The following is a 26,676-nucleotide window of genomic DNA, read 5'->3' as shown; positions in this document are numbered from 1 at the left end:
CGAAGCGAGGGCATCATGGCCTACGACAGCATCCTGGTCCACCTGGACGGCAATCCACAGTCCTGCCGCCGCCTGCACCTTGCCGGCCGCCTTGCCAGCGCCGCCGGCTGCCCGCTGATCGGCCTGCTGGCCGGGCGCGTGCCCGACCCCGGCTGGTCCTACCGCACGGGCAATGCCCAGCGCTGCCTGGCCGAAGACCAGGAGCGCCGCCGGCTGCAGCGCGAAAACATGCACTGCGCCTTCGAGGCAGTCACCCGCGAACTGGAGGTCGTGGCCGATTGGCGTGCCGTCGATCGCGACCCCGTCACGCTGGCGCTGCGCGAAGCGCGCGAGGCCGGGCTGATCGTGTCGGGCCAGTACGATGGCGACAATATCGAAGGCCCGGTCGCGCGGCAGTTGCTGGAAGCGCTACTGCTGGAATCCGGCCGGCCCACGCTGGTGGTCCCGTGCGCCGGCGAATTCAGCACCGTCGGCACGCGCGTGCTGCTGGCCTGGAATGGCAGCCGCGAGGCCGCGCGTGCCCTGCATGACGCGCTGCCCCTGCTGGCTGGCGCGCAAGTCCGCGTGCTCGGCGCCCATACCGCTGCCAAGGAGTTGCGCGCCGATGCCACGCCAGTCAGCCACGCGGTGCAGGTGCTGGAACGGCAAGGCGCCTCGGTCGAGGTCGAGCACGGCCCCGGCGGCGCCGACCTGACCATCGGCGAGCTGATCCTGTCGCGCGCCGCGGACTTTGGCGCCGACCTGATCGTGATGGGCGCCTACGGCCATGGCCGGCTGCGTGAGCTTGTGCTTGGCGGCGTGACCCGCGTGCTGCTGCAGTCGATGACCGTGCCGGTGCTGTTCTCGCACTGAAGCCCGCGCCGCCGCAACCTTCTTGCCGTCTTACTTCAGCTGCGAGGCAAATTCCTCCAGCTGCGTGATGCAGGTATTCCAGCCCTCATGGAAGCCCAGTTCTTCATGCTGCTTGCGCGTGGCCTCGTCCGGATGCATCACGCGCGCGGTGTAGCGCGTGCCGTCGCCTTCGTCTTCCATGGTGATGACCGCGGTCATCGACAGCCATGGCGTGGCCGGGCGATAGCCCGCGACCAGTGCCGAGGTGGAGACGATGCGCTCCATCGGCACCACCTCCAGGAAGCAGCCGGGATTGTCGCTGGTGCCACCGTCGGGGCCTTGCATGAAGGTATGGAAGGCGCCGCCGGGGCGCAAGTCGAAGGCGCGCACCTCGGTGGTCCAGGGCTTGGGGCACCACCATTGCCTGAGCAGTTCCGGATCGCTCCACGCGCGCCAGACCTTGGCGCGCGGGGCCTTGAGCAGGCGCGAGATGACCAGGTCCCGGGTGGCTTCAGGGCTTGTGTTGGGGCTTGCGTTGTTTCCGTTCGGCATCAGACAGTTCCTCCTGGTGAAGCGCTTCGACAAAGGCGGCGAGGCGGTCGGTGCGGGCCTCCCAAAGCGCATGTTGATCGGCCAGCCATTGCTGCGCCTCGGACAGCGGCTGCGGCACCAGCTCGCAGGTGCGCACGCGCCCCGTCTTGCGCGAGCGGATCAAACCGCTGCGCTCCAGCACCTGCAGGTGCTTCAGGAACGAGGGCAGTGCCATCGCGAACGGGGCTGCCAGCGCCGAGACCGTTTCCGGACCGCCTCCGAGCATGGTGACGACGGCGCGGCGGGTGGGATCCGCCAGCGCGTAGAAGACGTCGGACAGCTCGGGAACGGCAGATAAGGCGGATTGGGCGGACTGGGCGGACTGGTCGGCGTAATGGTTAGCCATGTGGCTAAGTATAGGAATGCCGTCGCGTCTGGCAAGGCAAAAAGGCAAACGCCCCGGCGACGGCCGGGGCGCGATTTGCAGGGCGCGTGTTATTGCTGGCGCACGTAGGCCGCCAACGCGCGTACTTCGTCGGGCTTCAGGCTGGCAAACGGCGGCATCGGCACCGCGCCCCACTTGCCGCTGCTGCCGCCGCGGATGCTGGTTTCGAGCTTCGCCTGGGCCTGCGCATCGTTCTTGTAGCGCACGGCGACCTCATGGTAGGCCGGTCCCACCACCTTCTGCGTCACGCTGTGGCAGCTCAGGCAGGCATTCTTTGCCAGCAGCCCCTGCAGGTCGACGCTGGCCGCGGCGGCGCTGGGGGCAGGGGCGGCGGCCGGTTTGCCGGCCTTCTGCGCGATCGCCACGATCTCGGGATCCCTGGCCTTGGCCGAGCCATACGCCACGGCAAGGTAGGCGCCGAGCTGCTCGACCTCGGCATCGTCGATCGGCGCGCCGTAGGCCTGCTGCATCTTCTTCATCTCGGCGGTCCATTGCGCCAGGCTCAGGCCGGGCGGCTGGTAGGAGACGTAGTCGGCCGAATGGCAGATCGCGCATTTCTGCATGGCGATGCCGTAGCCCGGCAGCTTGGCGGGTTTGAGCTTGATGTTCTCCGCCGGCAGCTTGATGTCCTGCGGCGCGGCGCAGGCACTGCCGGCACCGAGCAAGGCGAGCGCCAGCAGCGCGGGGGCGATGGTTGCTTTCATGGCGCGTTCCTCAGGCGATGGTGACCGGCGTGGCTTCGATGACATTGCGGCGATAGCCGGCGGGGTTCCAGCTGGCCTTGGCCGGTTGGGTCTCGCCGTTGTTGCTGGTGGCGCGCACCATCAGCACCGCGGGGCCTTTGCGAGCGAACTTCACCGGCAACTGCCACGCGCGGAACGAGAAGCGGCCCAGGTCCTCCCCGAGCGTTGCGGCCTGCCAGTTCTGCCCGCCATCGACCGAAACCTCGACGGTGCGGATGCCGGCGCCGCCGTCGAAGGCGATGCCCTTCAGCGCCACGGTGCGGTCGGCCGGCAGCCTGGCGCCGCTTTCGACGCTGGTGATAAAGCTGCGCACGGCCAGCGTCGAGATCGGCCGCGTCCTGGCGGGCGGCGTGCCGGGGGCCACGCACTGGCAGTCGTTGTCCGGCACGCGGTAGCCCTTGGTCATGAAGAACGCGTCATGGCCCTCGAACGGGTGGTCGAGCACTTCGATCTCGGACAGGTGCTTGATCCAGTAGGTACCGAAATATCCCGGCACCACCAGCTTGAGCGGATAGCCGTTAAGCAGCGGCAGGTCTTCGCCGTTCATGCCCCAGGCCAGCAGCGGTTCGCCGTTCATCGCGTGCGCGATATCGAGCGACTTGCGGAAATCCGGCGTGCTCGGCAGCACCGGCGTATCCATGCCGTTGAAGGTCACGACCTTGGCCCCGGCCTTGACGCCCGCATGCTCCAGCACCTTGCGCAGCGGCACGCCGGTCCAGCGCGCATTGCCCATCGCGCCGTTGGCGAGCTGCGCGCCGAACACGCGCGGCTCGGCAAAGCCGCGGCTGTTGCCCGAGCACTGGTTTACCGCGACCACCTCGACCGGGTCGGCCAGCTTCTTGAGTTCATCCAGCGACAGCCGCAACGGCTTGCCGACGTGGCCGCCCACGCTCAGCCGGTACGTGTTCAGGTCCACCGACAGCGGGATATTGGCCAGGTGATAGCGCACGAAGAAGGCGTCGTTTGCCGTGATCGGCCCTTCGTTGAACGTGGAGAAGGGCGTTTCCAGGTGCGGCGGGCGGGTGCTGACGCGCACCAGCGGGCGCTTGCCGGGATAGCGCACCAGCGGGCGCGGGCCGTCGGCGAGCGTGACGCCGTCGGTCGCCTTTGCGGCAAGGGCGCCAAGCGGCGAGGCGACCAGCGCCAGCCCGCCTACATGGCGGACGAAGCGGCGGCGCGCGGGGGCGTAGTGGGGATTGCGGTGGGGGTTGCTGTCGGGGGCGACGGCAGGCTCGGCGGGATGGGTCTTGTCTCGCATGGGGGCTTCCTCCTTGGCGCTCGCGGGGTCGGGCGCGATGCGTTGTGGCGCACACTTTGCTCCGGCAGCGTTAGCTTGTGAAACGGGTTTTCCTGCTAGCTGTTATCGATTTAGTCGATATAGGGCTTGAGGTGGCCGGAGAAACCGCTTGCATCGCAGTTTTGGTTTCCCTACACTTACAAAAACGTTTTTGTTAGCGGAAATCCATAACATCTGAGGCGAACTGCGCACAGACGCAGCGGCTTGGCCACCGGCCACCGCACAACCGCCCGGCACACCAAACGAGGAGCCTTTAAATGTCCCACGCCGCCCCCGCGCCGGTGGACGAACTGCTGCCATGGCGGCGCCTGTTCGTCTTCGGCCTCCAGCATGTCCTTGTCATGGCCGCGTCTCCGATCGCGTCCGTGTTCCTGATGAGCAAGGCGCTCAACTTCCCGCCCGCGCTGGCGGTGCAACTGCTCAGCGCCACCTTCGTGATCTGCGGGCTGGGCACGCTGCTGCAGTCGCTCGGCAAGCGCGGCATCGGCGCCAGGCTGCCGTTCGTGATGCTGCCCGGCGGCGCGCCGATCGTGCTGTTTATCCTGATCGCGCAACAGACCGACGTGCAGACCGCTGCCGGCGCGGTGATCCTGACCGGCGTCTTCTATTTCTGCGTGCTGCCGGTGTTCCGGCGCTGCCTGCGGTATTTCCCGCCGGTGGTGGTGGGGACGATGCTGCTGCTGGTGGCGATCAACCTTGCGCAGGTATCGGGCCGGCTGGTCGCGGGGCATCCTGCCGCGGGCACCACGGTCGATCCGCTCAACCTGCTGCTGGCGTTTGCCACCATCGCCTGCACGGTGGCCGCGTCGCGGTTGCTGACGGGCATGCTGGCGCAGCTGGCAATCCTGCTGGGATTGCTGGGCGGGGCGCTGGTCGCGGCGCTGACCGGTGCCTTCCATGTCGGCCATGTGTCGATGACGCCGGTCATCGCGCTGCCCACGCCGTTCCCGTTCGGCATGCCGACCTTCGACGTGGTGGCCGCGATCCCGCTGATGGTGTTCGCCGTGATCTCGATGGTGGAGGCGACCGGCCAGACGCTGGCGATCAGCGATGCGGTCGGCAAGCCGGTGGACCAGCAGCGCGACGTGCCGCGCACCATCCGCGCGGATGCGCTGACCTCGCTGGTGGGCGGGATGTTCGGCACCTCGCTGGTCATCACCAGCGGCGAGAACATCGGCATCGTCCGTGCGACCGGCGTGCGCTCGCGCTTCGTCACCGCGGTGTCGGGCGCGATCCTGGTGGTGTTCGGGCTGCTGGTGCCGGTGTCGTCGCTGATCAGCGCGATCCCCGAGGCGGTGGTAGGCGGCACCGGGCTGGTGGTGTTCTGCATCGTCGGCACCATGGGCATCGACATGCTGCGCAAGGTCGACCTGCGCCATCACGCCAACATGTATGTCGTCGCGGTGGCGCTGGCAGTGGGCCTGCTGCCGATCCTGGTGCCTGGCATCTATGGCGGGCTGCCGGCCAACCTGCGCATCCTGGTCGGCAATGGCGTGGCCATGGGCGCCATCACCGCCGCGCTGCTCAACTTCCTGTTCTTCCACACGGGCTTGCGTGCCGCGGCACCGGCCCCGGCGGTCGGCGACGATGCCGCCGCCACGCACTGATCCCGTTTCCTGAATCGCAATGACTCGACACGATGCAACCTCGCCGGCCTGGCCCGGTGAAAATACTCCGGCACTGCTGCCGGACCTGTTCAAGCAACCGCGCATCCTGCTGCCGGAATGGACGCTGCTGCGCCAGGGCGCGGTGCGCGGGCATGCGGTGGTAGTGGAGGATGGCCAATTCACGGCCGTGGGCAGCGCCGATGAGGTGAAGGCAAGGTTCCCTGAACTGGAAACCCTCCCGCTGCCGCGCATGCTGCTGATGCCGGGCATGATCGACACGCACCACCACCTGACGCAGTCGTTCGGCAAGTCGCTGGTGTTCGGCGAGCCGTCCGAAATCTTCCGTCGCGTCTGGGTGCCGCTGGAGGGCAGCCTGACGGCGGAGCACCTGTACCTGTCGTCCAAGCTGGCGGCGCTGGAAGCGCTGCGCGGCGGCTTTACCACCGTGGTCGATGCCGGCACGCGCAGCGAGGCGGGGCTGGATGCGATCGCGCGCGCGGTCACCGATGCCGGCGTGCGCTGCGTGCTGGGACTGATCTGCAACGACAAGCCCGGCGCCGAAACGCTCGACGCCGCGCCAATCCTGCGCCGCGCCGCCGCGCACCTGGACAAGTACGCCAGCGACCCGCTGGTGGCGCCGTCGCTGGCGATCTCGATCCCCGAAGTGGCCTCCGACGCGATGCTGCACCACGTCTACCAGCTCTGCGCCGAGTCTGGCCGCATCTTCCAGACCCACGCCAACGAGCATCTGGTCGCGGTGGAGCGCTCGCTCAACGCCTGCGGCCGCCGGCCCATCGAACACCTGGCGGCGGTCGGCGCACTGGGGCCGGCGGCGCTGCTGGCGCATGCCACGCTGGTGACGCCGCAAGAGATCCGCCTGCTGGCCGATACCGGCGCGGCGGTGGCCTACAACCCCGTAGCCAGCGCGTGGAAGGGCAACGCGGTAGCGCCCGCCGAAACCATGGCGACCTTCGGCGTGCGCCTGGGCCTCGGCACCGACGGCACCCGCAGCGACGCCTTCCGCCTGCTCGACTACGCCGAGGCGGCGCAACGCTTTGCCTTCGGCATCGGCGTGGGCGATTCGTCGTGCGGCGCCGGCTGGCGCTGGGTCGACATGGCCACGCATGACGCCGCCGATGTCGCGGGGCTGGGCGCACTGACCGGCGAGATTGCCACCGGCAAGCGCGCCGACTTCCTGCTGGTCGACCTCGACGTGCCCGAGCTGGCGCCGTCGTGGGACCTGACCTGGGAGTTGGTGCGACTGGCCAATCGCGACCAGATCCGCGCGGTGTTTGTCGACGGCAGCCTGCGCCTGTGGCAAGGCTGGCCAACCGACTGGGATGCCCGCGCGCTGATGCAGGCCATCCACGCCATGGCCGCGGACACCGTCGCGAACGCGCCGATCCGCAAGCTGCATGACGCGGCCGACGTGCACCGCGCGCGCCATGCCTCCGGCATCGCAACCGGCGAGGCAGCGTGACGATGGACATGACGTGGTTCAGTGTCGGCGTGGCGGTCTTCACCGGCGCGCTGATCCAGGGCGCGACCGGCATGGGCTTCGCGCTGATCGTGGTGCCGGTGCTGGCGCTGGCCGCGCCGGCGATGCTGCCGGGCGCGTTGCTGCTGGCGATGCTGCCGCTCAATGCCTATGTAGCCTGGCGCGAGCGCCACGCCATTGACCTGCGCGGCGCGGGCTGGATCAGCGCCGGGCGGCTGGCGGGCACCTTCGGCGGGCTGTGGGTGCTGGTGGCGATGCCGATGGCGTGGCTCAATGCGCTGGTCGGCGGCAGCACCATTGCGGCCGCGCTGGCCTCATTGCTGGCGCCGGCCTTTACGCCGGGGCGGCTGACGTTTGCCTCGACCGGGCTGATCACCGGCGTCACCGAGACCGCCACCGGCGTGGGCGGCCCGCCGCTGGCGCTGGCCTACCAGCACGCGCCGGTGGCAACGCTGCGCGCGACCGTGGCGCTGTGCTTCCTGGTCGGCGAAGTGATTTCGCTGGTGGTGCTGGCGCTGAGCGGCAAGCTCGGCATGGAGCAGGTGTTCTACGCCGCCGGCCTGTTGCCGGTGCTGGGCGTGGGCATGGTGGCCAGCCATCTGGTGCACCGGCGCATCAACCAGCGCATGCTGCGCATCGGCGTGCTGGTGTTCGCGCTGGTGTCGGGTGCGGTGGTGCTGCTGCGCGGCTAGGCCAGGGGCTATGCGGCTGGCGTCGACGAGGCCCGCACCACCAGTTCGGGTGCGGGCCCGGCGATCACCGTGTGGCTGCGATCGCCGGAGAGGTGGGCGAACAACAACTCTACCGCCAGCGACGCCACCCGCTCCAGATGCAGGTTGACCGCGGTGATCGGCGGCTGCGCGCCGCGGGCGCGGATGCCGTCGTAACGGGTGGCCAGCAGCACGTCGTCGGGCACGCGCTTGCCCAGGCTTTGCAGGTGGGCCATCGCGCCCACCGCAAACGCATCGACCGGCGCGCACAGCGCATCGAGCTGCGGCATCTGCGCCAGCAGCTGCGCGCAGGCATCGGCACCGCCGGCTTCGCCGCGTTCCTCGGGCGCCTTGGCGATGTGGCAGGGCAGGCCGGCCGCCTGCGTGAATTCGCGATAGGCGCGCTCGGTTTCCACATATGACTGCCGCGGCGCGGCGCCGATCATCAGGCCGATATGCCGGCGGCCATGTCCATGCAGGTGTTCCAGCAGCAGGCGCGCGGTTTCGGCGGATTGCAGGTCGACGCAAGGCACCGGCGTCTCGGTCAGCGGCTCGCGCCCGATCGACACGATGCTGACGCCGCGCTCGCGCAGCCGTGCGATATGCGGGTCGCCGGCAATCGGCTCGATCACGATGGCGCCGTCGATATCGAGCGTATCGAGCAATCCGCCCGCGCCTTCCAGCGGCGGCACCAGCACCACGCCAAGCCCGCGCCCCATTGCCGCTTCGGCCGCGATCGCCGCCACTTCCATCATAAACCCCAGCCGCGACGTCCCGCCCGCCACCGCGAACGGCATCGACGACAGCAGCGCGATGCAGTTGGCGCGGCCCGACTGCAGCCGCTGCGCACGCACGCTGGGCCGGTAGCCCAGTTCCGCCGCGATGCGCTTGACGCGCGCGCGCGTGGCCGGGTCCAGCACGCCGCGGTCGTTCAGCGCGTGCGAGACCGTGGTCAGCGACACGCCGGCGGCGCGGGCAACGTCGTGGATGGTGAGGCGGCGGGGGCGGTCTGGCGTGGAATCGGTCATGCCGGGTTTGAGCTGGGAATCAGCCGGAGCATACATCAGCGGACATGGGCAGGTCAGCGGCGCGCGCCTTGCCCGGTTGGCGCCGACGACAATTCCTTCCAATGCTCGCGCGTGAATGCGTAGAGCGTGTCGAGCGCCGGCGACAGCACGCCGAACAATCGGCGCCTTCGACGCCGCGGGAGCGGATGCCATTTCCGCCCGCATGGAGTCTGCACTGGCCTGAGACAGCAGGCCTCAGGTATGGAACTCGCCGGTGGGGGCATCCGAAGAAGGCGGTTGCTCCCAGCCGCTGCGCTCGAATTCGGCGATCACCTGCGCCCCGAGCAACAAGAGTGTCGCCGCGATCTCCAGGCTCAGCAGCACCACGATCGCGGTGGTCAGCGAGCCATAGACCCGTCCCACCTGCGACAGCGTGGTGAAGTACCACACCAGCACATGGCGCGAGATCTCCCACAGCACCGCGGCGAGCACAGCGCCGCACAGGGCATGGCGCAGCGACAGCCGGCCCACCGGCATCACCATGTAGATCGACGTCAGCAGCAGGATCTCGCCCAGGAAGCCGAGCAGGTATAGGAGGGTGGTGGAAAGCCGGTCGAGCGACCAGTCATGGCCCAGCACTTCCACGTGACGTTCGCCGATGGCGATCAGCCCGCCCGAGACCAATGTCACCAGCAGCAGCCCTACACTCAGCACCGCGATATAGCAGTAAGGCAGCACCGCCGAGATCAGGAAATGCCGGCGCCGGATCGCCACCCGATGGACGAAGATCACCGACATGGCGTTTTCCAGCACGGTAAACGCCAGCGAGCTGAAAAACAGCATCGTGCCCAGCAAGACCCAGCCGACCGTGGCGCGGCTGCGCAGGAACGACGCCAGCTCGGGCACCAGCGCCCTGGACTGTCCCGGCACCACCCACTCCAGGTAGCGCGCCAGCGTCGACAGCAACAGCCGTGGGTCGATCACATGCGACAGCGCGATGACCATCAGGATCAGCAACGGCACGATGGACAGCAGCGCGTAATACGCAACCGCGCCGGCAAGCAGCAGGCCCTGGTTGGCGCGAAACTGGAGCAGCGTGCGCCACAGGAAGCGCCCCGGATGACGGAGCAGGTCGCGGACGCGGGCGTCGAGAAGCTGCATGGGGGGCACCGGAGAGTGCAGGTGCCGACATTATGCGTCGGCGGGCGCCCATGTGTCCGGCCCGAGGTGCCGGCAGCGCCCGCGCCGCGACGGCTTGCGCCGCGCGAAAATCAGATCTTGATGTCGATGGTCTGGCCCAGATGCGGCGGATTGCTGGCCGCAACCGGCTGGGGCATGGCCTGCAGCAGTGCAGCCACGCCTTGTGCCTGCATGTCCAGCGACTTGCGCAGCATCAGCAGGCCCACCGCATCGGCGCCCGGATCGCCAGCCAGGCCGGCGGTGACATTGGAAATTTCCATGAAGAGGATTCCTTGGTGAAGGTTGGGAGGGACGGCGGAACGGAACTGCCGCCAACACCCAATGACGGCCCCGGCCGTTCAACCTTGAGGGTGGCGCCTGTTCTTGAATGCTTCCGGCACGACCGAATATCACAGCTCCTGCCCTTCATCGATCACTTTCCGGCGTAGCTTTCAGGCTGCCCCGCGACAGTCGCCCATGCCTGCCACTCGCTACGCCAGCGGCGCCTCCGCCGGCGCCTGCGGCGCCCCGGCCGCCCGCCGCAAACAACCCAGCATCGCTGCCACCGCCGCGCGCGATTCGCCGTCCGCGCGCCAGTACATCGACACCGAGCCGAACCCCGCCAGCCGCAGCGGCACGATGCGCAGTGCCCCAAGTTCTTCCAGCCGGCGTGCGGTACGGTGCGAGGCCAGCCCGACCATGTCGCTGTTGTTGAACAGGGTCAGGTTCAGCACGGTAGAGTTGCTTTCCACGCAGTCCGCCGGCAGCGCGCGCCCGGCGCTGGCCAGCGCGCCTTCCAGCGCGTTGCGGATCGGCGTGCCGCGTGGCCAGACCACCCAGCGGTGGCGGTACAGGTCGTCCCAGGCAACCTTGCCGCCCTGTAGCAGCGGGTGCCGCGGCCGGGCGACGAAGTGGATCGGCTCCATGTAGAGCGATTCGGTGCGCATCTGCGCGTCCTGCAACTCCGGCGCAGAACGGCCCACCACAATATCCAGCTCGCTGCGCGCGAGCTGCCCCATCAGCCGGTCCATGGTGGTTTCCAGCAGCCGCACACTGGCGCGGGGCATCTGCTGCAGCAATTGCAGCGCGGCCAGCGGCACCGTGTCCGCCGCCGAGGCGCCCGAGGTGCCCACCACTACCAGCCCGCTGCCGCCGTCGCGCATGGCCTGCAGGTCGTCGCGGGCGGTGTCGAGTTGCGCCTCGATCCGGCGCGCGTGCTCGATCAGCGACTCGCCGTAGGGCGTGGGCCGCAGGCCGCGCGCCTGGCGCTCGAACAGCGGCAGGCCGATATCGTCCTCCAGGTCTTTCAGCCACTTGGAAAGCCCGGGCTGGGTGGTGTTCAGCATGGCGGCGGACTGGCTCATGTTGCCGGTCTCGGCCAGGCTCAGCAGCATCTGCAGGTTGCGCAGGCGCAGTCTCTGGGTCCAGTCCATGGTGAGTGACCTATACGGTAAATAGTATCGATAAGATGAAAAGTTCATTTCAAATCTTATAGGGCGCGGCGTATAACGACAACACAGACGGTGCGCAGTCATCCAGGCACCCACCCAAAAGCGCTCTCAAAACGCCCTGTACGAAGTTACGGAGACAGCATGTCCGAGCACACCCCAGACCCGGCCCGCGTGGCCTACTACGAAGAAATCGGCCGCAGCCACATGACCCCGTTGTGGGAGTCGCTGCACGCCCTGGTGCCGCCACAGCCGCGGCCGCAGATTGTTCCCGCCATCTGGAAGTACGCGCAGATCCGCCCGCTGGTGATGCAGGCCGGCGGCGTCATCAGCGCCGAGGAAGCGGTGCGCCGCGTGCTGGTGCTGGAGAACCCCGGCATCCCTGGCAAGTCCAGCATTACCTCAACGCTGTATGCCGGCCTGCAGCTGATCCTGCCCGGCGAGATCGCCCCCAGTCACCGTCATACGCAATCGGCGCTGCGCTTTATCGTCGAAGGCAAGGGCGCCTGGACCGCCGTCAACGGCGAACGCACCACCATGCATCCCGGCGATTTCATCATCACTCCGTCGTGGACCTGGCATGACCATGGCAACCCCGGCGTGGAAGACGGCGGCGAGCCGGTGGTGTGGCTCGACGGACTGGACATCCCGCTGGTGCAGCAGTTCGACGCCGGCTTTGCCGAGAACTACCCCGAGTCGCAGCAGCCCGTGACCCGCGCCGAAGGCGACAGCTTTGCCCGCTTCGGCCACAACATGGTGCCGGTGCGGCACCGCGTGATTGATCCCACTTCGCCGGTCTTCAGCTACCCGTACGCGCGGTCGCGCGAGGCGCTGGACCAGCTCTACCGCAACGGCGAGCTCGATCCCTGGGATGGCGTCAAGCTGCGCTACGTCAACCCGGCCACCGGCGGCTGGCCGATGCCGACCATCGCCACCTTCATGCAGTACCTGCCCGCGGGTTTCCAGGGCAAGACCTACCGCAGCACCGACGCCACCGTGTACAGCGTGGTGGAAGGGCGCGGCACGGTGCGCATCGGCGATGCACAGTTCCAGTTCGAGCCGCGCGATGTGTTCGTGGCGCCGTCATGGGCGCCGGTGCAGCTCGGCGCGCTGGAAGACGCCGTGCTGTTCAGCTATTCCGACCGGCCGGTACTGTCCGCGCTGAACCTGCTGCGCGAATCGCGCACCTGAGCCCGCCAACCCTGACCACAGCCGCCGCGCGCGGTGCCGGCCGGCACCGCCGGGCCGGCGCTCACCTGACAAATCCTTGGAAGCCTTGACCATGTCCTACGTCTTCACGCCCCCCGCCACCGTAGCCATCCCCGTTGCCGGCAGCGATGACCAGTTCGCCGTGCGCCGCGTCTACTGCGTGGGCCGCAACTACGCCGCCCACGCCCGTGAAATGGGCTTCGATCCCGACCGCGAGCCGCCGTTCTTCTTCTGCAAGCCGGCCGACGCCATCGTCCCGGTGCAGGCCGGCACCACGCTCGACCTGCCATACCCGGCGCAGACGCAGAACTACCACTACGAGGCCGAGCTGGTGGCCGTGGTCGGCAAGGGCGGTTCCGACATCCCGGTGGAGCAGGCGCTGGAGCACGTCTGGGGCTATGCCGTCGGCCTCGACATGACCCGCCGCGACCTGCAGATGAAGATGCGCGAGATGGGCCGCCCGTGGGAAATCGGCAAGGCCTTCGACGCCTCGGCGCCGGTCGGCCCGATCCACCGTGCCAGCGATATCGGCCACCCGCAGCAGGCCGGCCTCTGGCTGACGGTCAACGGTGAAACCAAACAACGCAGCACCGTGGCACACCTGATCTGGTCGGTGGCCGAGACCGTGGCCTACCTGTCGCAGTTTTTCCGCCTGGAACCGGGCGACGTCATTTTCACCGGCACGCCCGAAGGCGTGGGCGCGGTCAAGGCCGGCGACACCATGGTCACCGGCGTCGACGGGCTGGGCGAACTGACCGTGCGCGTGGTCTGACCCCGCGCCAGGCACAGCACACAGGCAATCCGACCATGCAGCTCTACAGCTTCTTCAACAGCTCGACCTCCTACCGCGTGCGTATCGCGCTGGCCCTCAAGGGCCTGCCGTATGACTACCTGGGCGTCAATATCCGCACCGGCCAGCACCGCGAAGCCGAATACGTCGACGGCATCAACCCGTCCGCTTCCGTGCCCGCGCTGGTCGATGGCGACTTCACGCTGGGGCAGTCGTTCGCGATCATCGACTACCTGGACGCGCGCCATCCCGAGCCGTGCCTGCTGCCGCAAGACCCCGGGCAGCGCGCGCGCGTGCTGGAGCTGTCGATGCTGATCGGCTGCGATATCCACCCGGTCAACAACCTGCGCGTGCTGCGCTACCTGCAAGACGTACTGAAGGCCACGCCCGAGCAGAAGGACGCCTGGTACCGGCACTGGATCGACGAAGGCATGGCCGGTGTCGAGCGGCTGCTCGCGCGCCACGGCCATGGCAAGTGGTGCTTCGGCAACGCGCCCACGCTGGCCGATGTCGCGCTGGTTCCGCAGGTAGCCAACGCGCTGCGGATGGGCTGCGACCTCAGCGCGTACCCGCGTGCCATGGCGGCCTATGCCCACGCCAGCGAGCATCCGGCCTTCGCCCAGGCGGCGCCGACACGCCAGCCAGATTTCATCGCCTGACGCCAGCGGCGCAGGCCAGGAGACAAGCATGAGCAGCACCAACAACGCGACCGGCAAGGTCCTTATCATCGGCGGCGGCATCGGCGGCCTGGCCGCGGCGCTGGCGCTGGCACGCCAGGGCATCCGCATCGAACTGCTGGAACAGGCCGAGCAGATCGGCGAGATCGGTGCCGGCATCCAGCTGGCCGCCAATGCCTTTGCCGCGCTGGATGCGCTGGGCGTGGGCGAGGCCGCGCGCGGCCGCGCGGTCTTTACCGATTACCTCAGCCTGCGCGACGCCATCGACACCCGCGTCATCGCGCAAGTCGATGTCGGGCAGGCGTACCGCGAGCGCTTCGGCAACCCGTATGCGGTGATCCATCGCGCCGACATCCACCTGTCGATCCTGGAGGCGGTGCAGGATCATCCGCTGATCACCTTCCGCACCAGCACCCGCGTGGAGCAACTGCTGCAGGACGACCACGGCGTGACCGTGATCGACCAGCACGGCGAACACCACCGCGGCGACGCGGTGATCGGCTGCGACGGCGTCAAGTCCGCGATCCGCCAGGCGCTGATCGGCGACGAGGCACGCGTGACCGGCCACGTGGTCTACCGCGCCGTGGTCGACGTGGCCAACATGCCCCGGGACCTGCAGGTCAACGCCCCGGTGGTGTGGGCCGGCCCGCACTGCCACCTGGTGCATTACCCGCTGCGTGGCGGCCAGCAGTACAACCTGGTGGTGACCTTCCACAGCCGCGAACAGGAAACCTGGGGTGTGCGCGACGGCAGCAAGGAAGAAGTGCTGTCGTATTTCGAGGGCATCCACCCGCTGCCGCACCAGATGCTGGACCGGCCGAACTCGTGGAAGCGCTGGGCCACCGCCGACCGCGACCCGGTCGAGCGCTGGAGCTTCGGCCGCGCCACCATCCTCGGCGATGCCGCGCATCCGATGACGCAGTACGTTGCGCAGGGCGCCTGCCAGGCGCTGGAAGATGCCGTGACGCTGGGCGCGGCGGTGAAAGCGGCGGATGGCGACTACGCTACGGCCTTCAAGTTGTACGAGCAGGCCCGCATCCCCCGCACCGCGCGCGTGCTTTACGCCGCGCGCGACATGGGGCGTGTCTACCACGCCAAGGGCGTCGATCGCCTGGTGCGCAACAGCCTGTGGACCGGTCGCAGCCAGTCCCAGTTCTACGACGCGCTGCGGTGGCTGCACGGCTGGCGCGCGGAGAACTGCCTGAGCCCCACGCCGTGGCTGTAAGCCGCTGAGCGCGGCGCTTTTCCCCGCAATGACCCGATAGCAATCCGGCGGCCCATGCCGCCGCCGGGCCCTCGCACGCCCCTAATCCTGGCATCAAGGAGGAGACACCATGCCTGCCAGCCAACCGCTTGACGTCACCGCGTTCATCGACCGCCAGCCGCTGTCGGCGTTCCAGGTGACCATCGTCGTACTGTGCTTCCTGATCGTCGCCGTCGACGGCTTCGATACCGCCGCGATCGGCTTTATCGCGCCCGCCATCCGCGCCGAATGGCAATTGACGCCGGCACAGCTGGCGCCGCTGTTCGGCGCCGGGCTCGGCGGCCTGATGGCCGGCGCCTTCCTGTTCGGCCCGCTGGCCGACCGCTTTGGCCGCAAGGGCGTGCTGGTGCTGTCGGTGCTGTTCTTCGGCGCGGCCAGCCTGGCTTCTGCTTGGTCGAATGACCTGTGGACGCTGGTGCTGCTGCGCTTCCTGACCGGGCTGGGCCTGGGCGGCGCCATGCCCAACGCGATCACGCTGACCTCGGAGTTCTGCCCGGACAAGCGCCGCTCTTTCCTGGTCACCACCATGTTCTGCGGCTTCACGCTGGGCTCCGCCTTCGGCGGCCTGGCCTCGGCCGGGCTGATCGACGCCTTCGGCTGGCGCTCGGTGCTGGTGGCCGGCGGCGTGCTGCCGCTGCTGCTGGCGGTGGCGCTGGTCTGGATGCTGCCGGAATCGGTGCGCCACCTGGTGATGACCGGCAAGTCTCGCGAGCGCATCGTCGCCACGCTGCAGAAGATCGCCCCGCATGAAGACCTGCGCAATGCCAGCTTCGCGGTGGGCGGGCAGCGGGTCACCACCTCGCCGGTGCGGCACCTGTTCCGCCCCGAGCTGCTGCGTGGCACGCTGCTGTTCTGGCTGACGTTCTTCATGAGCCTGCTGGTGATCTACCTGCTGTCGAGCTGGCTGCCGACGCTGCTGCGCAGCACCGGGCATTCGCTGCGCACGGCTGCGCTGGTGACGACCATGTTCCAGGTCGGCGGCACGGTGGGCGCCATCGCGCTGGGCTGGCTGATGGACCGGATCAATCCGCACTATGTGCTGGCTTCCAGCTATTCGCTGGCGGCGGTGTGCATCGCGGCGGTTGGCAGCTTTGCATCTGAACCGGTCGCCGCGGGGTTTGCGGTGTTCCTGGCGGGGTTCTGCATTTCCGGATCGCAGGTGGGGGCCAATGCGCTGTCGGCCAGCTTCTATCCGACGGACTGCCGCGCCACCGGCGTGAGCTGGGCCAATGGGGTGGGGCGCATGGGCTCGGTGGTTGGGTCCGTGGGCGGTGCGACGATGTTGTCGTTGGGAGTGGGGATGCCGGCGCTGTTCGTGCTGATCGGGGTGCCGGCATTGGTTGCCGGGATGTCGATGTTCTCGCTGGGCGTGGTCAGGCGGGAGAGGACGGTGGAGAGGCTGGCGGTCTGACCTGGGCTTCGACCGGGGTGGTCGTGGCTACATGGCCGCGCAGGACCGGGGGCCGGGAACGCCTCGGCCGGGACCGGCCCGCCGATCAGGTAGCCCTGCAGGACATCGCAGCCGAGCCTGGTCAGGGTGGCCTGCTGCGCGGCGGTCTCTATGCCCTCGGCGACGATGGTCAGGTTGAGGGTGCGGCCAAGCGCGATGATGGCGGCAACAATGGCGGCGTCGCCGCTGTCGCGCGCAAGGTCCCGCACGAAGTCGCGGTCGATCTTCAGTTCCTTGGCCGGCATGCGTTTGAGATAGAGCAGGCTGGAGTGTCCCGTGCCGAAGTCGTCGATGGCGATGCGCACGCCCATCTCGTCGAGCTGGCGCAGGATCGCCAGGCTGCTCTCCATGTCGCGCATCGCCGTCGACTCCGTGACTTCGACGGTCAGGGCGCGCGGGTCGAGCCGGTGCTTCTCGATCGCGGCGTGCACCGTGTCGATCAGCGAAGGGTGGCCGAACTGGACGGCGCTCAGGTTCACGGCGATGGTCCACTGGCTGCGTCCCGCGGCATGCCAGCGGGCAAGCTGGGCGCAAGCCTCGTCCAGCGCCCACGCGCCGATCTGCAGGATCAGGCCGCTCTTCTCCGCCAGCCCGATGAACTGATCGGGCATCAGCAGGCCACGCCTGGGATGGCGCCAGCGCAAGAGCGCCTCGGCGCCCAGCACGCTGCCGTCGGATGCCGCGATCTTCGGCTGGTAGTGCAGCTCGAATTCGTTGCGCGTCAGTGCCAGGCGCAGGTCCTGTGCCAGCTCCAGCCGCGCCTGCGCATCGTTGTTCATGGCATGCGTGAAGAAGCAGCAGCTGTCGCGGCCCGATGCCTTGGCGTGATGCATCGCCGCGTCGGCATTGCGCAGCAGCGTGCGCTGCCCGGTACCGTCGTCCGGATAGATGGCGATGCCGATGCTGGCGGAGATCTGCAGGGACTTGGCGCCAACCTGAAGCGGCTCGCGCAGGTCGTCGAGGAGGCGCATGGCAAGGGCGCTGGCCTCTTCGGGCGCTTCGATCACGGTCAGCAGCACGATCTCATCGCCGCCGAGCCGGCCGGCGATATCGTCGGTGCCGAGATTGGCGCCGATGCGCCGAGCGGCTTCGGCAAGCACGTGATCCCCGACATGATGGCCGAAGGAATCGTTGATGCCCTTGAATCCGTCCAGGTTGATGAACAGCACCGCCATGCGCTGGCGATGCCGTGCGGCGGCCTGCAGCGCCTGCTCGAAACGGTCTTCCAGCAGCGCGCGGTTGGGCAGCTTGGTCAGCTTGTCGTGCAGCGCCAGGTACCCGAGCTCCTGTCTCGCCGCCGCCAGCGAGGAGGCCAGCGCAGCGGTGCGGGCCTCCACCCGCAGGTCTTGCATTGCCGTCACCAGGGCCATCGCCAGCACGCAGATGGTGATGACCAGGATCGGCAGCGCCAGTTCGTCGCCCGCGAGGCCGGTGTCCGCGGCGCCGCAGACGCTGCCGGGCGCGAAGCGCGCAGCCGCCATGCCGATATAGTGCATGGAAGCGGTGGCGAGGCCCATCAGCCCGGCCGCACCGAGGCGAAGCCGCGTGGTGTGGCGGCCGTGGTGGCGAAGCTGGAAGGCCATCCACAGCGCCGTGCCGCATGCCGACACGGCAACCACGATGGACAGCGCCACCAGCAGCGGGTCATAGTCGATGGCGGGGTGCATGCGCATCGCGGCCATGCCGGTGTAGTGCATGCCCGCCACGGCACCGCCCATCAGCACTGCGCCCAACGCCAGCCGTCGCCACGGCAGGGTGTCCGTGCAGACCAGCCGCAGCGCGAAGCCCGACGCCGCCACCGCGATCAGCAGCGAATACGCGGTCAATGGCAGGTCATAGCCCAGCGGGATCGGCAGCTGCAGTGCGAGCATGCCGATGAAATGCATCGACCAGATGCCAAGTCCCATCACCACGCTGCCCGCGGCAAGCCAGACCTGCGCGGCACTGCCGCGCGCGTTGGCCAGCCGGCTGACCAGGGTCAGCGCCGTATAGGACGCCATCGCCGCCACCAGCACGGAGAAGAGCACAAGAAGATTGTCGTAGCGAGGGGCGAGCACGAATGAAAGCTTGGGGGGCGAAAATGCAGGAACGACGGCAACGGACCGGAATGCTACGCGCAATCAGCGCAAGCAGCAGCGCAAGCAGCAGCGCAAGGAGCGCAAGCAGCACCGACAGGCGACCGTGGTCGCCGTGATCGTCGGTATCTTCGGTATCGTTCCCCTCCTCAGAACGGCAGCGGCCCGACCGCTGACCGGGGCGGCGCAGGCGGGAAGCCGATCGGGTCCGTCTGGCGCTGCAGCGCGTAGCGCACGTACATGCCGGCGTACCACTGCCGGTAGTCGCGCGCATTGTCGATGCCGACCAGGCCCCCGACGTACAGTTGCTGCGCCGCCTGGTACTCCAGGGCCCCCACCAGGTTGTAGGCCAGGCCGGTCTTGGACTGGCCGGCATAGACCGCCGAGGTCTGGCTGGTCAGGTTGTTGGCCCTGGCGAGCGCCACCGCGGCATTGGCCGCGGCCTGGGCGCCGGCATTGGTCGGGAAGTACGGGGCGTCGTCCTCGTTGAACGCCTGCACGCCCAGAGCGCCCCGCACATGGTAGGACAGCCGGCCGCTGCGTCCCTCCAGCGCCAGCGGCACGGTGACCGAGAAGTAGGTCTGCGGGCTGAAGTAGCCGCCATGGCCAAAGGTGAAATAGCGCAGGTTCTCGCTGTAGCCCATCGACGTGAAGTTGATGCCCGAGGTGAAGCGCTGCGTGTCCGAGTCGACCAGCTTCATGTAGAAGCCGCCGCCGCCTTCCCACTTGTTGTTGCGCGCGACATCGTGGCCGGTCAGCACGCTGTAGCCGCCGTAGCCGTAGATGCCGAACGAACCGTCGCTCCAGCCGAGTTCGGCGCGGCCGCCGGTCGCCATCACGCCGCCCCAGGTCAGGCCAGCGCGCTCGTCGCGCGCGCCCGCGTAGGACAGCAGGCTGTCGGTGACCGGGCGGCGCGCCGCGGCCAGGCCGAGCGTGGTCCGCTGCGTCAGCGGCAGGTTCAGGCGCGCGCCGGCGTTGACATCGGTGTAGCGGAAGCCGAGCGGCGTGCTGCCGATGTCCACGCCGAAGCGCTCGGCCTCGTAGGCCAGGCCGAGCGCCACGCCAAACGCACTCTGCGAGCCGGCCGACGTTGCATTCAGGTTCTGGCCGAACAGGTTCTGGCTGGTGCCGGGCACGGCCCAGCCCTGCGGTCCGGCGCCAAAGCGGCTGCCGTTGTTGAAGTCCGAGCCGACCGTGCCCGCATCGAGCGCAACCGGGGTGACCCGCGCCACCAGCTTGCCGTCGCCGACCGGCACCTTGCCTTCGGCCACCACCTGCAGTTCGGTCAGCTGGCTCATGCCGGAGTCGCCGCTGCGGCCGCGCAGCATCGGGCCGCCCGCGAACGAGCTGGTGCGTTGCTGCTCGATCTCGCGCAGCTCCTCCAGCGCGGTCTTCGGGCCGGCGGGCGCGGCTGGCGTGTCGGCATCGGCCAGCCAGGGCAGGCGCGACTGCGCGCCAAGCGCAGGCTGACCCTGCGGTGCCGCGTACGCCTGCGTGGCCACCATTTCGGGCTGCGCATACGGTTGCACAGTCGGCTGCGCCGCGACGGCCGGCGCGCGTCCGGCCTTGGCCGGGCGTGCCGCGGCGCTGGCGGTACCGGCAGCCGCAGGGTAATACGAGGCCGGCGCCATCATCGGGGCTTGAGCCGCCGCTACCGCAGGGGCGCCAGCGGGCTGCGGGATATATGGCTGTCCCGGCGCCGTGCCGGCGGCCTGCCGTACTGCCATCCCCGGCACGGGCGGGTACGGCGCGGGCGATCCTGCCGGCGGCAGCGTCGACGCCTGCCGCTGTCCCGGCAGCCCGACGAAGGGATTGGCCGGCACGCGGTCGAAGCCGCCGCCGGGCTGCATACCGGCGCTGGCTACACCCGCGCGGCTGCCTTCGGCCGCGACCGCGGCGCGGAAGTACTCCGCCGCCCTGGCATTCTTGCCTTGTGCCTTGTACAGGCGGCCGGCCGCGGTCAGCACGTCCGGAGAAGCGGGTGCCTGCTTCAGGGCCGGCTGCAGGGCACGCTCGGCCCAGCCGTATTCCCTGGCGGCCGTGGCGGTACCGATGGCGGCCAGCCGCAGGTCGAGATTGCCCGGTTCCTTGGCCAGCACGCTTTCATAGAGCGAGAGTGCCTTGTCGTTCTCGCCGGCCTGCGCGTACATGCGCGCCAGGCTGGCCCGCACCGACGGGTTGCCGCCGCGCTCGGAGAGTGCCGTGGCGAGGGTGTCGTAGGCGGCGACGAGATCGCCCGCCGCGGTCAGCGCGTCGGCCTGCCGGACGATATAGGCGATGCGGATATCGTCGTAGCCGCGCCGCTGCTCGGGCGTCATTCCGGCGCCGGCGAGCTGGCGCAGCAGGCCGGCCAGCTCCATGTCCTGCTGCGCCTTGAGCAGCACCGCTGCGTACTGGAGCTGCATGCCGACATCGGGCACCACCGCGCGGCGCATCGCATTACGCATCAGCGACAGCGCCCGCGCGGTGTCGCCCGCGTCGGCGTAGCCCTGTGCGATGGCCCCGGTCAGTTCCGCGTCCTGTCCGGCAAAGCGCTCGGCCTGCTGCAGCACGCCGATGGCGGCGGCCTGCTGGCCGGCAGCGGCCAGTTCGCTGGCGCGCGCGGCTTCGGCGTGGACCCACAGGCGTCCCTGGAGCTTGCCCATGTCGGCGCTGCGCCGGTTGGCGGGCACGCGCTCGAGCAGGTCCAGGCCACGCTGCCATTCATTCGATTCGGCGGCGGCCAGCGCGCTGGCGTAGAGCGCTTCGGGGTCGTCCGGCACGGACATCAGCAGGTTGTCCATGACGCCGCGCGCCTGGTCCTTCATGCCCATCGCGAGGTACAGGCGCGCGACCTCCAGCCGCACCCACGCGTTGGTCGGGTCGGCCGCCATCGCGTCTTCAAGCAGGCGGCGCGCGCCGGCCGTGTCGCCTTGCTGCATGGCCTGGCGGGCCTGTGCGCGGGCCTGGTCGGCGCGCAGCCGCCCGAGCGGGGCAAGCTGCCCGCGCTGGGCCGGCGTCATGCGCTCGACCAACCCCAGTGCTTCCGTGGTCTTGTTCTGTGCCTGGAGTACCTCCACCAGCCCGCGCGTGGCCGCAGCGTTGCCGGGCTGCGCGCGCAGCACGCGGCGGTAGCCCGCCTCGGCGGCGGCGTATTGCCGCGCGTCGGCCTGCAGGTCGGCCAGTGCCACCTGCGCGGCGGGCTCGTTCGGCTCGATGCGTTGCGCCTGCTCCAGCAGGCGGCGTGCCTCGGTGGCATTGCCCGCGTCGCGCTGGGCGGCGGCACGCTGCACCAGCAGCCAGTAGCTGGCGCTGTTGCTGGCCTGGCGGTAACGGCTGCCGGAGCCGTGGCGCGACGCGCGCGCGAAGTAGTCCGCCGCTTCCGCGAACTGTTCCTGCCTGAGCCGCAGCACGCCCATGCCGCCGAGCGCATCGGGATCGTTAGGCTGCTGCGCGAGTGCGCCCTGGAAACGCTCGCCGGCGCGCGCAAGGTCGCCGGCGTCCAGTGCCGCGAAACCCTGCTGCACGATGCCTCGCATGGCGTCGGTTGCCGCCGCGCCGGGCTGGCGGGCCGTGGCAGGCTGCCGCGTCGCGGCTTCCAGGCGGGCGCGGATGGCGGCGTCGTCAGGATGCGCCGCCAGCCAGGCCTGGTAGAGCGGGGCGTCCGCGGGGCGCTCGCCGAGCCAGCCCAGCGCGCGGCGCCAGCTCTCGGTGGCGTCCTTGCCAACGTCAGGGCGGCTGGCCAGGCTTTCCAGCTGGCGGATGCCGTCGCGGCGCGTGTTGTCGCGGTAGGTCAGGTGCTGCGCCAGTGCCAGCTGCGCGCGGGCATCGGCCGGGTTGGCGCGCGCCAGGCGCTCCATGCCCTGCCGTGCAGCGTCCCAGCCCTGCGCGGTGCCGCCCAGCGTCTGGTAGTACTCAAGCGCGAGGCCGCCCTGCGGCACGTTGCCGCCGGCGGCTTCCTCATAGCGCCTGACGGCCTGCTCGGATTGTCCGCTGCGCGCGAGCTGGCGCGCCTGCTCGACCTGTTGCCGGGCGCCGGCGGTACCGCCGCGCGCGATCTGGTCGCCCAGTTGCCTGGCCAGCGCGGAGTTTGGGGCCGCTTTCTGCAGGCGGTCCAGGTAGGTGCGCGCCGAGTCCGGCCGCCCCGCCTCCAGCTCGGCAACGCCCATGCCGTACAGTGCGTCTGGCTGCGCCGGGTTCAGGCGCAGCAGCTTCTGCCACACCTCGGCCGCGCGGTCCGGCCGGCTGCGCGCCTGCCAGTATTTGCCTTGCTCGACGAGCGCCTTGACGGGATCTTCCTGCGCCGCGGCGGGCCCGATACTCCCGGCCAGCAGCGCCAGCACCAGCGCATGCCTGCGCATGCGCCGGCTGGAGGACTCGCGAGTCCGGTTCATTGCCGTGCGCATGCCTTGTTTCCGCTCTTGCCCTGCAACCACCGCAGCTCCAGTTGTCCCGACGGGACGAAGTGATAGTGACCGTCGGCGTGCCCGAGTCCGAACAGGCCCAGAACGGTGTCGTAATAGGTCGCCCTGGCCGTGGCGTCGGCCAGGCCTTGCGCGCGTGCGCGCTGCACTGTCGCCACCGGCGAGCCGGCAGCCTGCAGGAAAGGCAGCAGCGCGGCCGAGAAGCCGGCCGGGCCTTCGCCTGCAAGCGCACCGGTGGCGGCGCGCATTTTTTCCGGCGGCGCCTGCCGGCCCTGCATCAGCTGCGCGACCGGGGCGAGCGTTTGCATCAGCCGGCGCGACGCGGCGTCGCCTTTGGGCGTGATGCCGGCCCACAGGTAGACACGGATGGCGTCGTAGCTGCCGACATCGCCCTTGTCCGGATCGATGCCCCAGCCCGCCGGCTGGCCCGGCCTGGACTGGTATGCGGACCAGTCCGGCACGATGCCGCGCGGGGCCACCGCCTGCACCATCGCGGGCACCTGGTTCGCCAGCGCGCCCCAGGGCCCGGCGGGGTCGAACGCGGCCAGCCGGCGCAGCAGCGGCACGGGCAGGTAGCTGGCGTTGAGACGCCATACGCGCGTGTTTTCCGCCTGGTCATGGACAAAGCCCTGCTTGCCGGGCAGCAGCATGGGGCCGAAGCCGGGCAACGTCACCACCTCGTGCTTCGCGACCAGGCGCAGCAGCGCGCGCGCGGCCTGCGCATAGGCGGGCGCCTTCCAGGCCCGCGCGGCTTCTGCAAGTGCGTACGCGTACCAGAGGTCGGCGTCCGAGGCCGGGTTGGCATCCAGGACACCCCATGAGCCGTCGTCACGCTTGCCCCAGCGCCAGGCGGGCAGCTTGTCGGCGAGATTGCCGCCGCCAAGGTTGGCCACGCTCCATTGCCATGCCTTGTCGAAGGTGGCGCGGTCGTTGGCGATCAGCGCGAACACCATCGCGTAGGACTGGCCCTCGGAGGTGCTGTGCTGCTCGCGCACGGACGGGTCGATGACGCGCCCGTCGGCCTGCATGAAGCGGCTGAGGAACTGCTCGTAGAGCGGCCACGGGCAGGCGGTACGCGCGGGGGCGGCTGCGACAGCCGGCAATGCGCCGGCAACCGCGCCCAGCGTGACGATGGCGCCCGCGCCGAGCAGCGCGCGGCGGCGCGGGTCGGGCCCGGTCGGGGTCATGCCTGGCCTGCCTTGCGGCGCCTGGCGCGCTGGCGCAGCATCAGGAACAGTACGGCGGCGAGCAGCGGCGTGGCCAGCGCCAGCATCAGCGCCATCGCGTACGGCCGCTGCGACAGCCACCAGTGCACATAGGTCCAGGGATTGAGCTTGCCAACATGGTAGTTCTGCTGCGCCGCGAGGCTGTCGACCGACGTGCCGCGCACCAGCACCAGGCTGCCCTGTACCCGCGGCAGGCGCTCGGGGTCGAGCAGGGTATCGGTGACGGCATGCAGGCCGCCCGGCGTGTTGCTGGTGATGGCGACCACGCTGCGGCCGGCGGCCAGCGGCGACTCGAACCCGGCCAGCGCCGCATCGGTGCCGGGGCTGTTGAGCGACAGGTTCGCTTCGACCGGGCGGTTGCGATTGCCGTCGGCACCGTTCCACCAGCCCATGACGGTGTCATAGACCCCCGTCAGCGTGAAGCGCTTGCCCGCGCTGGCCAGCGACACCGGCATCTGGTCCGCCCATTGCGTCAGCAAGGGCTGGCTCTGCGCGGTGCCGATCACCAGCAGGTCGCGGTCGGCCACCTGCTGGACCTCGGCGGGCGCGGCGATCCTGACGCCGGTCGCCGGGTAGCCGGTCGACTCGCCCATGCGGCCCATCATCGTCAGGTAGGTCGAATAGTCCTCCGCCGATGGCGTTGCCGGCAGCACCACCGCGGTCTCCGACAGGTCGGCCAGCCGCGTGAACGGGAAGCCGCTGTTGCCGAAGGCGGCCAGGTCGGGCAGGGCGATGAAGTGCGGCAGGCCCGAGATGTCGATGGTCGAATCCGGGTCGATGGCGCCCTTCACGTTGTCGACCAGCACGTCCTTGCAGGCGCCTTGCTTCAGGTAGTCGTAGTAGTAGTGGAACTGCAGCTGCGATTGCGCCGGCAGCATGAACAGGGGCAGGTGCAGCGTGTGGCGTGCCGGCACCGAGCCGTCGGGCAGCACGCGCGCGACCAGTTCGGAAGCCTTGCCCTGATCGTCCTTGAGCGAGCGCAGTGTGTACGCGCGCAGGAACTGGCGGTTGACGTTGACGTTCAGCGTGGACTTGTCCAACGTCGGGCGCGGCGTGTAGCGATAGCGCAGGTCGATCGGGATGCCGCGCGAGCGCCAGCCGAACAGGTCGGGCGGCACGCGGAAGTTCACGCGCACCAGGTCCGGCTGATAGCCGGATACGTTGAGCTGCTCCACCGGCATCAGCTCGCCGAAGCGCACCGGGCGGTCGCTGCGCAGCCAGTTCGGGGCATCGTAAGGCCTGCGCGGTGCCACCGCTTCAAGGCTCGTGATGGTGGCGCGCGGACCCGACAAGGCCTTCGCCCCAAGCACCAGCGCGCGCGCGGCGGTCTTCAATTCGGCGCTGTCGCGGCCCAGCACCAGCAGCAGCTTGCTGCCGGGGTCATTGGGATGGGGCACGACCGCCAGGGTCGGGCCATCGAGCTGCGGCAGCTCGATGCCGGCCGGGCGTTCCTGCTGCGTGGCGAACACGACGGCGTTGCCGCCGGCCGGCACCTGGTTGAGCGAAACCGGGAAGGTGGCGCCGCGGTAGCCCGCCAGTCCGCCGAACCACGACGACACCGCGCCCGCCGCTTCCAGCGCCGCCGGCGATGGCGAGCCGGCGAACACGAACGGCAGCTTCAGTCGCCGGACGTCGCGGCGGTCGAAGAAAGGCAGCGGCAACAGTGCCAGGTCATTGGCCAGCGCCATCGGCGTCACCGTGAGTTCCAGCACGCTGCTGTTGCTGACCGTGGCCCACAGGCTCGAATGGAACGGGTCTTCGCAATCGGTGGTGTAGTGGCCGATCAGCTGCAGGTTGAGCCGGTTGAATTCAGTGATCAGCCGCGGCTCCAGCGTCAGGTCCTTCTCCAGGTTGCTGCCGGCCGTGTCGCGCGGCACGGGCACGGTCTGCGCGACCTCGCCGTTGACCAGCACGTTGATGTGCGAGATCTGCGGCAGCAAAGCGGGGGAGTAGCTGTAGCGCAGCTTCAGGCGCGCACCGGTGACGACCTCGTCCGCGCGTACGGAAAAGGGCACGCCGTTGATCCCATCCACGCCACGCAGCTGGAATGGAAGATCCGCGCCGAGCTGCTTGAGCGTCATCGACACGACGCGGCTGCCAGAGCGGGCAGCGGGAACGCCGGAACCAGCCGTGTCAGTGGTCGTGGCAGATGTCGTGGCAGGGGCGGCGCCAACCCCCTGCGGCGCGCGCGGCTGCGCCTGCGCTGCAGCGCACGCGCTAGCCGCGAGCAGGGGAATGACGCAACGGGCGAGCAGGCTGCGGACCGGAGTGGGCGGCGTCATGATT

The 26,676-nt window shown here is 69.5% G+C and carries 20 protein-coding genes and 1 pseudogene; 9 read left to right on the top strand and 12 right to left on the bottom strand.

Going from position 1 to position 26,676, the window contains the following annotated elements:
- Window positions 1–15: 15 nt before the first annotated feature.
- On the top strand, window positions 16–852 hold the full coding sequence (locus tag LPA45_RS22370) for a universal stress protein (protein WP_317921281.1): 837 nt from the start codon (window positions 16–18) through the stop codon (window positions 850–852).
- Window positions 853–882: 30 nt separating this feature from the next.
- Here LPA45_RS22370 and LPA45_RS22365 read toward each other — a convergent pair whose 3' ends face one another.
- The 4 genes from LPA45_RS22365 to LPA45_RS22350 form a co-directional block, all read right to left on the bottom strand.
- Window positions 883–1,383: an SRPBCC family protein gene (locus LPA45_RS22365; RefSeq protein ID WP_116319694.1), complete on the bottom strand. Its 501-nt coding sequence runs from the start codon at window positions 1,381–1,383 to the stop codon at window positions 883–885.
- The gene (locus LPA45_RS22360) at window positions 1,343–1,768 is read right to left on the bottom strand and encodes a helix-turn-helix transcriptional regulator (RefSeq protein ID WP_317921280.1); all 426 of its coding nucleotides are present in this window, start codon (window positions 1,766–1,768) and stop codon (window positions 1,343–1,345) included. The genes LPA45_RS22365 and LPA45_RS22360 overlap by 41 nt, the downstream gene beginning before the upstream one ends.
- Window positions 1,769–1,857: 89 nt before the next feature.
- Window positions 1,858–2,511 carry a c-type cytochrome gene (locus tag LPA45_RS22355; RefSeq protein ID WP_116319692.1) on the bottom strand — a complete coding sequence of 218 codons (654 nt, stop codon included), beginning with the start codon at window positions 2,509–2,511 and terminating at the stop codon, window positions 1,858–1,860.
- 10 nt (window positions 2,512–2,521) lie between these two features.
- Entirely contained in the window at window positions 2,522–3,808 is a 1,287-nt protein-coding gene (locus LPA45_RS22350; protein WP_116319691.1) for a molybdopterin-dependent oxidoreductase, read from the bottom strand.
- Window positions 3,809–4,104: 296 nt separating this feature from the next.
- On the opposite strand from LPA45_RS22350, the gene LPA45_RS22345 reads away from it, so the two are divergent.
- The 3 genes from LPA45_RS22345 to LPA45_RS22335 are packed head-to-tail and all read left to right on the top strand — an operon-like array spanning window position 4,105 to window position 7,644.
- Window positions 4,105–5,454: a uracil-xanthine permease family protein gene (locus LPA45_RS22345; RefSeq protein WP_116319690.1), complete on the top strand. Its 1,350-nt coding sequence runs from the start codon at window positions 4,105–4,107 to the stop codon at window positions 5,452–5,454.
- A gap of 19 nt (window positions 5,455–5,473) precedes the next feature.
- Window positions 5,474–6,934 (top strand): amidohydrolase family protein, encoded by a 1,461-nt coding sequence (locus LPA45_RS22340; protein ID WP_116319689.1) that lies wholly within the window; start codon window positions 5,474–5,476, stop codon window positions 6,932–6,934.
- Between the two features lie 2 nt (window positions 6,935–6,936).
- Complete coding sequence (locus LPA45_RS22335; RefSeq protein WP_116319688.1) at window positions 6,937–7,644, top strand: sulfite exporter TauE/SafE family protein; 708 nt, start codon at window positions 6,937–6,939, stop codon at window positions 7,642–7,644.
- Window positions 7,645–7,652: 8 nt separating this feature from the next.
- Here the strand turns inward: LPA45_RS22335 and LPA45_RS22330 are convergent, their stop codons facing one another.
- The 4 genes from LPA45_RS22330 to LPA45_RS22315 form a co-directional block, all read right to left on the bottom strand.
- Entirely contained in the window at window positions 7,653–8,690 is a 1,038-nt protein-coding gene (locus LPA45_RS22330; RefSeq protein WP_116319687.1) for a substrate-binding domain-containing protein, read from the bottom strand.
- 234 nt (window positions 8,691–8,924) lie between these two features.
- Entirely contained in the window at window positions 8,925–9,830 is a 906-nt protein-coding gene (locus tag LPA45_RS22325; RefSeq protein ID WP_116319686.1) for a YihY/virulence factor BrkB family protein, read from the bottom strand.
- Between the two features lie 110 nt (window positions 9,831–9,940).
- On the bottom strand, window positions 9,941–10,129 hold the full coding sequence (locus LPA45_RS22320) for a YjfB family protein (RefSeq protein WP_116319685.1): 189 nt from the start codon (window positions 10,127–10,129) through the stop codon (window positions 9,941–9,943).
- 210 nt (window positions 10,130–10,339) lie between these two features.
- The gene (locus LPA45_RS22315; RefSeq protein WP_116319684.1) at window positions 10,340–11,281 is read right to left on the bottom strand and encodes a LysR family transcriptional regulator; all 942 of its coding nucleotides are present in this window, start codon (window positions 11,279–11,281) and stop codon (window positions 10,340–10,342) included.
- 159 nt (window positions 11,282–11,440) lie between these two features.
- On the opposite strand from LPA45_RS22315, the gene gtdA reads away from it, so the two are divergent.
- The 5 genes from gtdA (at window position 11,441) to LPA45_RS22290 (ending at window position 16,647) form a co-directional block, all read left to right on the top strand.
- A complete protein-coding gene (gene gtdA / locus LPA45_RS22310) occupies window positions 11,441–12,487 on the top strand; it encodes a gentisate 1,2-dioxygenase (protein ID WP_116319683.1) in 1,047 nt (348 codons plus the stop codon).
- Between the two features lie 91 nt (window positions 12,488–12,578).
- Window positions 12,579–13,277 carry a fumarylacetoacetate hydrolase family protein gene (locus LPA45_RS22305; RefSeq protein ID WP_116319682.1) on the top strand — a complete coding sequence of 233 codons (699 nt, stop codon included), beginning with the start codon at window positions 12,579–12,581 and terminating at the stop codon, window positions 13,275–13,277.
- Between the two features lie 35 nt (window positions 13,278–13,312).
- The gene (gene maiA / locus LPA45_RS22300; protein WP_116319681.1) at window positions 13,313–13,954 is read left to right on the top strand and encodes a maleylacetoacetate isomerase; all 642 of its coding nucleotides are present in this window, start codon (window positions 13,313–13,315) and stop codon (window positions 13,952–13,954) included.
- Between the two features lie 28 nt (window positions 13,955–13,982).
- The gene (locus LPA45_RS22295; protein ID WP_317921276.1) at window positions 13,983–15,197 is read left to right on the top strand and encodes a 3-hydroxybenzoate 6-monooxygenase; all 1,215 of its coding nucleotides are present in this window, start codon (window positions 13,983–13,985) and stop codon (window positions 15,195–15,197) included.
- A 109-nt stretch (window positions 15,198–15,306) separates the two neighbouring features.
- On the top strand, window positions 15,307–16,647 hold the full coding sequence (locus LPA45_RS22290; RefSeq protein WP_116319679.1) for an aromatic acid/H+ symport family MFS transporter: 1,341 nt from the start codon (window positions 15,307–15,309) through the stop codon (window positions 16,645–16,647).
- Window positions 16,648–16,706: 59 nt separating this feature from the next.
- On the opposite strand, the pseudogene LPA45_RS22285 reads toward LPA45_RS22290, so the two are convergent.
- The 4 genes and pseudogenes from LPA45_RS22285 to bcsB form a co-directional block, all read right to left on the bottom strand.
- Window positions 16,707–18,743, bottom strand: a pseudogene (locus tag LPA45_RS22285) (putative bifunctional diguanylate cyclase/phosphodiesterase); the annotation flags it as partial.
- A gap of 167 nt (window positions 18,744–18,910) precedes the next feature.
- On the bottom strand, window positions 18,911–23,146 hold the full coding sequence (locus LPA45_RS22280) for a cellulose biosynthesis protein BcsC (protein WP_116319678.1): 4,236 nt from the start codon (window positions 23,144–23,146) through the stop codon (window positions 18,911–18,913).
- Window positions 23,131–24,351 carry a cellulose synthase complex periplasmic endoglucanase BcsZ gene (bcsZ, locus tag LPA45_RS22275; RefSeq protein WP_116319677.1) on the bottom strand — a complete coding sequence of 407 codons (1,221 nt, stop codon included), beginning with the start codon at window positions 24,349–24,351 and terminating at the stop codon, window positions 23,131–23,133. Before bcsZ ends, LPA45_RS22280 begins: the two co-directional genes overlap by 16 nt.
- Window positions 24,348–26,672 carry a cellulose biosynthesis cyclic di-GMP-binding regulatory protein BcsB gene (gene bcsB / locus LPA45_RS22270; protein ID WP_317921275.1) on the bottom strand — a complete coding sequence of 775 codons (2,325 nt, stop codon included), beginning with the start codon at window positions 26,670–26,672 and terminating at the stop codon, window positions 24,348–24,350. Before bcsB ends, bcsZ begins: the two co-directional genes overlap by 4 nt.
- Window positions 26,673–26,676: the final 4 nt, after the last annotated feature.

Origin of the sequence: Cupriavidus sp. Agwp_2, from assembly GCF_040784895.1 — a bacterium.
Taxonomy (GTDB): domain Bacteria; phylum Pseudomonadota; class Gammaproteobacteria; order Burkholderiales; family Burkholderiaceae; genus Cupriavidus.
Note: the sequence above shows the minus strand (reverse complement) of the source record. Positions and strands in the feature narration are given on the sequence as shown.

Coding starts and splice junctions, on each gene's coding strand:
- LPA45_RS22365 (WP_116319694.1), bottom strand. CDS start 1,383: ATGCCGAACGGAAACAACGCAAGCCCCAACACAAGCCCTGAAGCCACC.
- LPA45_RS22325 (WP_116319686.1), bottom strand. CDS start 9,830: ATGCAGCTTCTCGACGCCCGCGTCCGCGACCTGCTCCGTCATCCGGGG.
- LPA45_RS22360 (WP_317921280.1), bottom strand. CDS start 1,768: ATGGCTAACCATTACGCCGACCAGTCCGCCCAGTCCGCCCAATCCGCC.
- LPA45_RS22320 (WP_116319685.1), bottom strand. CDS start 10,129: ATGGAAATTTCCAATGTCACCGCCGGCCTGGCTGGCGATCCGGGCGCC.
- LPA45_RS22355 (WP_116319692.1), bottom strand. CDS start 2,511: ATGAAAGCAACCATCGCCCCCGCGCTGCTGGCGCTCGCCTTGCTCGGT.
- LPA45_RS22370 (WP_317921281.1), top strand. CDS start 16: ATGGCCTACGACAGCATCCTGGTCCACCTGGACGGCAATCCACAGTCC.
- LPA45_RS22345 (WP_116319690.1), top strand. CDS start 4,105: ATGTCCCACGCCGCCCCCGCGCCGGTGGACGAACTGCTGCCATGGCGG.
- LPA45_RS22315 (WP_116319684.1), bottom strand. CDS start 11,281: ATGGACTGGACCCAGAGACTGCGCCTGCGCAACCTGCAGATGCTGCTG.
- LPA45_RS22290 (WP_116319679.1), top strand. CDS start 15,307: ATGCCTGCCAGCCAACCGCTTGACGTCACCGCGTTCATCGACCGCCAG.
- bcsB (WP_317921275.1), bottom strand. CDS start 26,672: ATGACGCCGCCCACTCCGGTCCGCAGCCTGCTCGCCCGTTGCGTCATT.
- LPA45_RS22295 (WP_317921276.1), top strand. CDS start 13,983: ATGAGCAGCACCAACAACGCGACCGGCAAGGTCCTTATCATCGGCGGC.
- LPA45_RS22335 (WP_116319688.1), top strand. CDS start 6,937: ATGGACATGACGTGGTTCAGTGTCGGCGTGGCGGTCTTCACCGGCGCG.
- LPA45_RS22330 (WP_116319687.1), bottom strand. CDS start 8,690: ATGACCGATTCCACGCCAGACCGCCCCCGCCGCCTCACCATCCACGAC.
- bcsZ (WP_116319677.1), bottom strand. CDS start 24,351: ATGACCCCGACCGGGCCCGACCCGCGCCGCCGCGCGCTGCTCGGCGCG.
- maiA (WP_116319681.1), top strand. CDS start 13,313: ATGCAGCTCTACAGCTTCTTCAACAGCTCGACCTCCTACCGCGTGCGT.
- gtdA (WP_116319683.1), top strand. CDS start 11,441: ATGTCCGAGCACACCCCAGACCCGGCCCGCGTGGCCTACTACGAAGAA.
- LPA45_RS22305 (WP_116319682.1), top strand. CDS start 12,579: ATGTCCTACGTCTTCACGCCCCCCGCCACCGTAGCCATCCCCGTTGCC.
- LPA45_RS22350 (WP_116319691.1), bottom strand. CDS start 3,808: ATGCGAGACAAGACCCATCCCGCCGAGCCTGCCGTCGCCCCCGACAGC.
- LPA45_RS22340 (WP_116319689.1), top strand. CDS start 5,474: ATGACTCGACACGATGCAACCTCGCCGGCCTGGCCCGGTGAAAATACT.
- LPA45_RS22280 (WP_116319678.1), bottom strand. CDS start 23,146: ATGCGCACGGCAATGAACCGGACTCGCGAGTCCTCCAGCCGGCGCATG.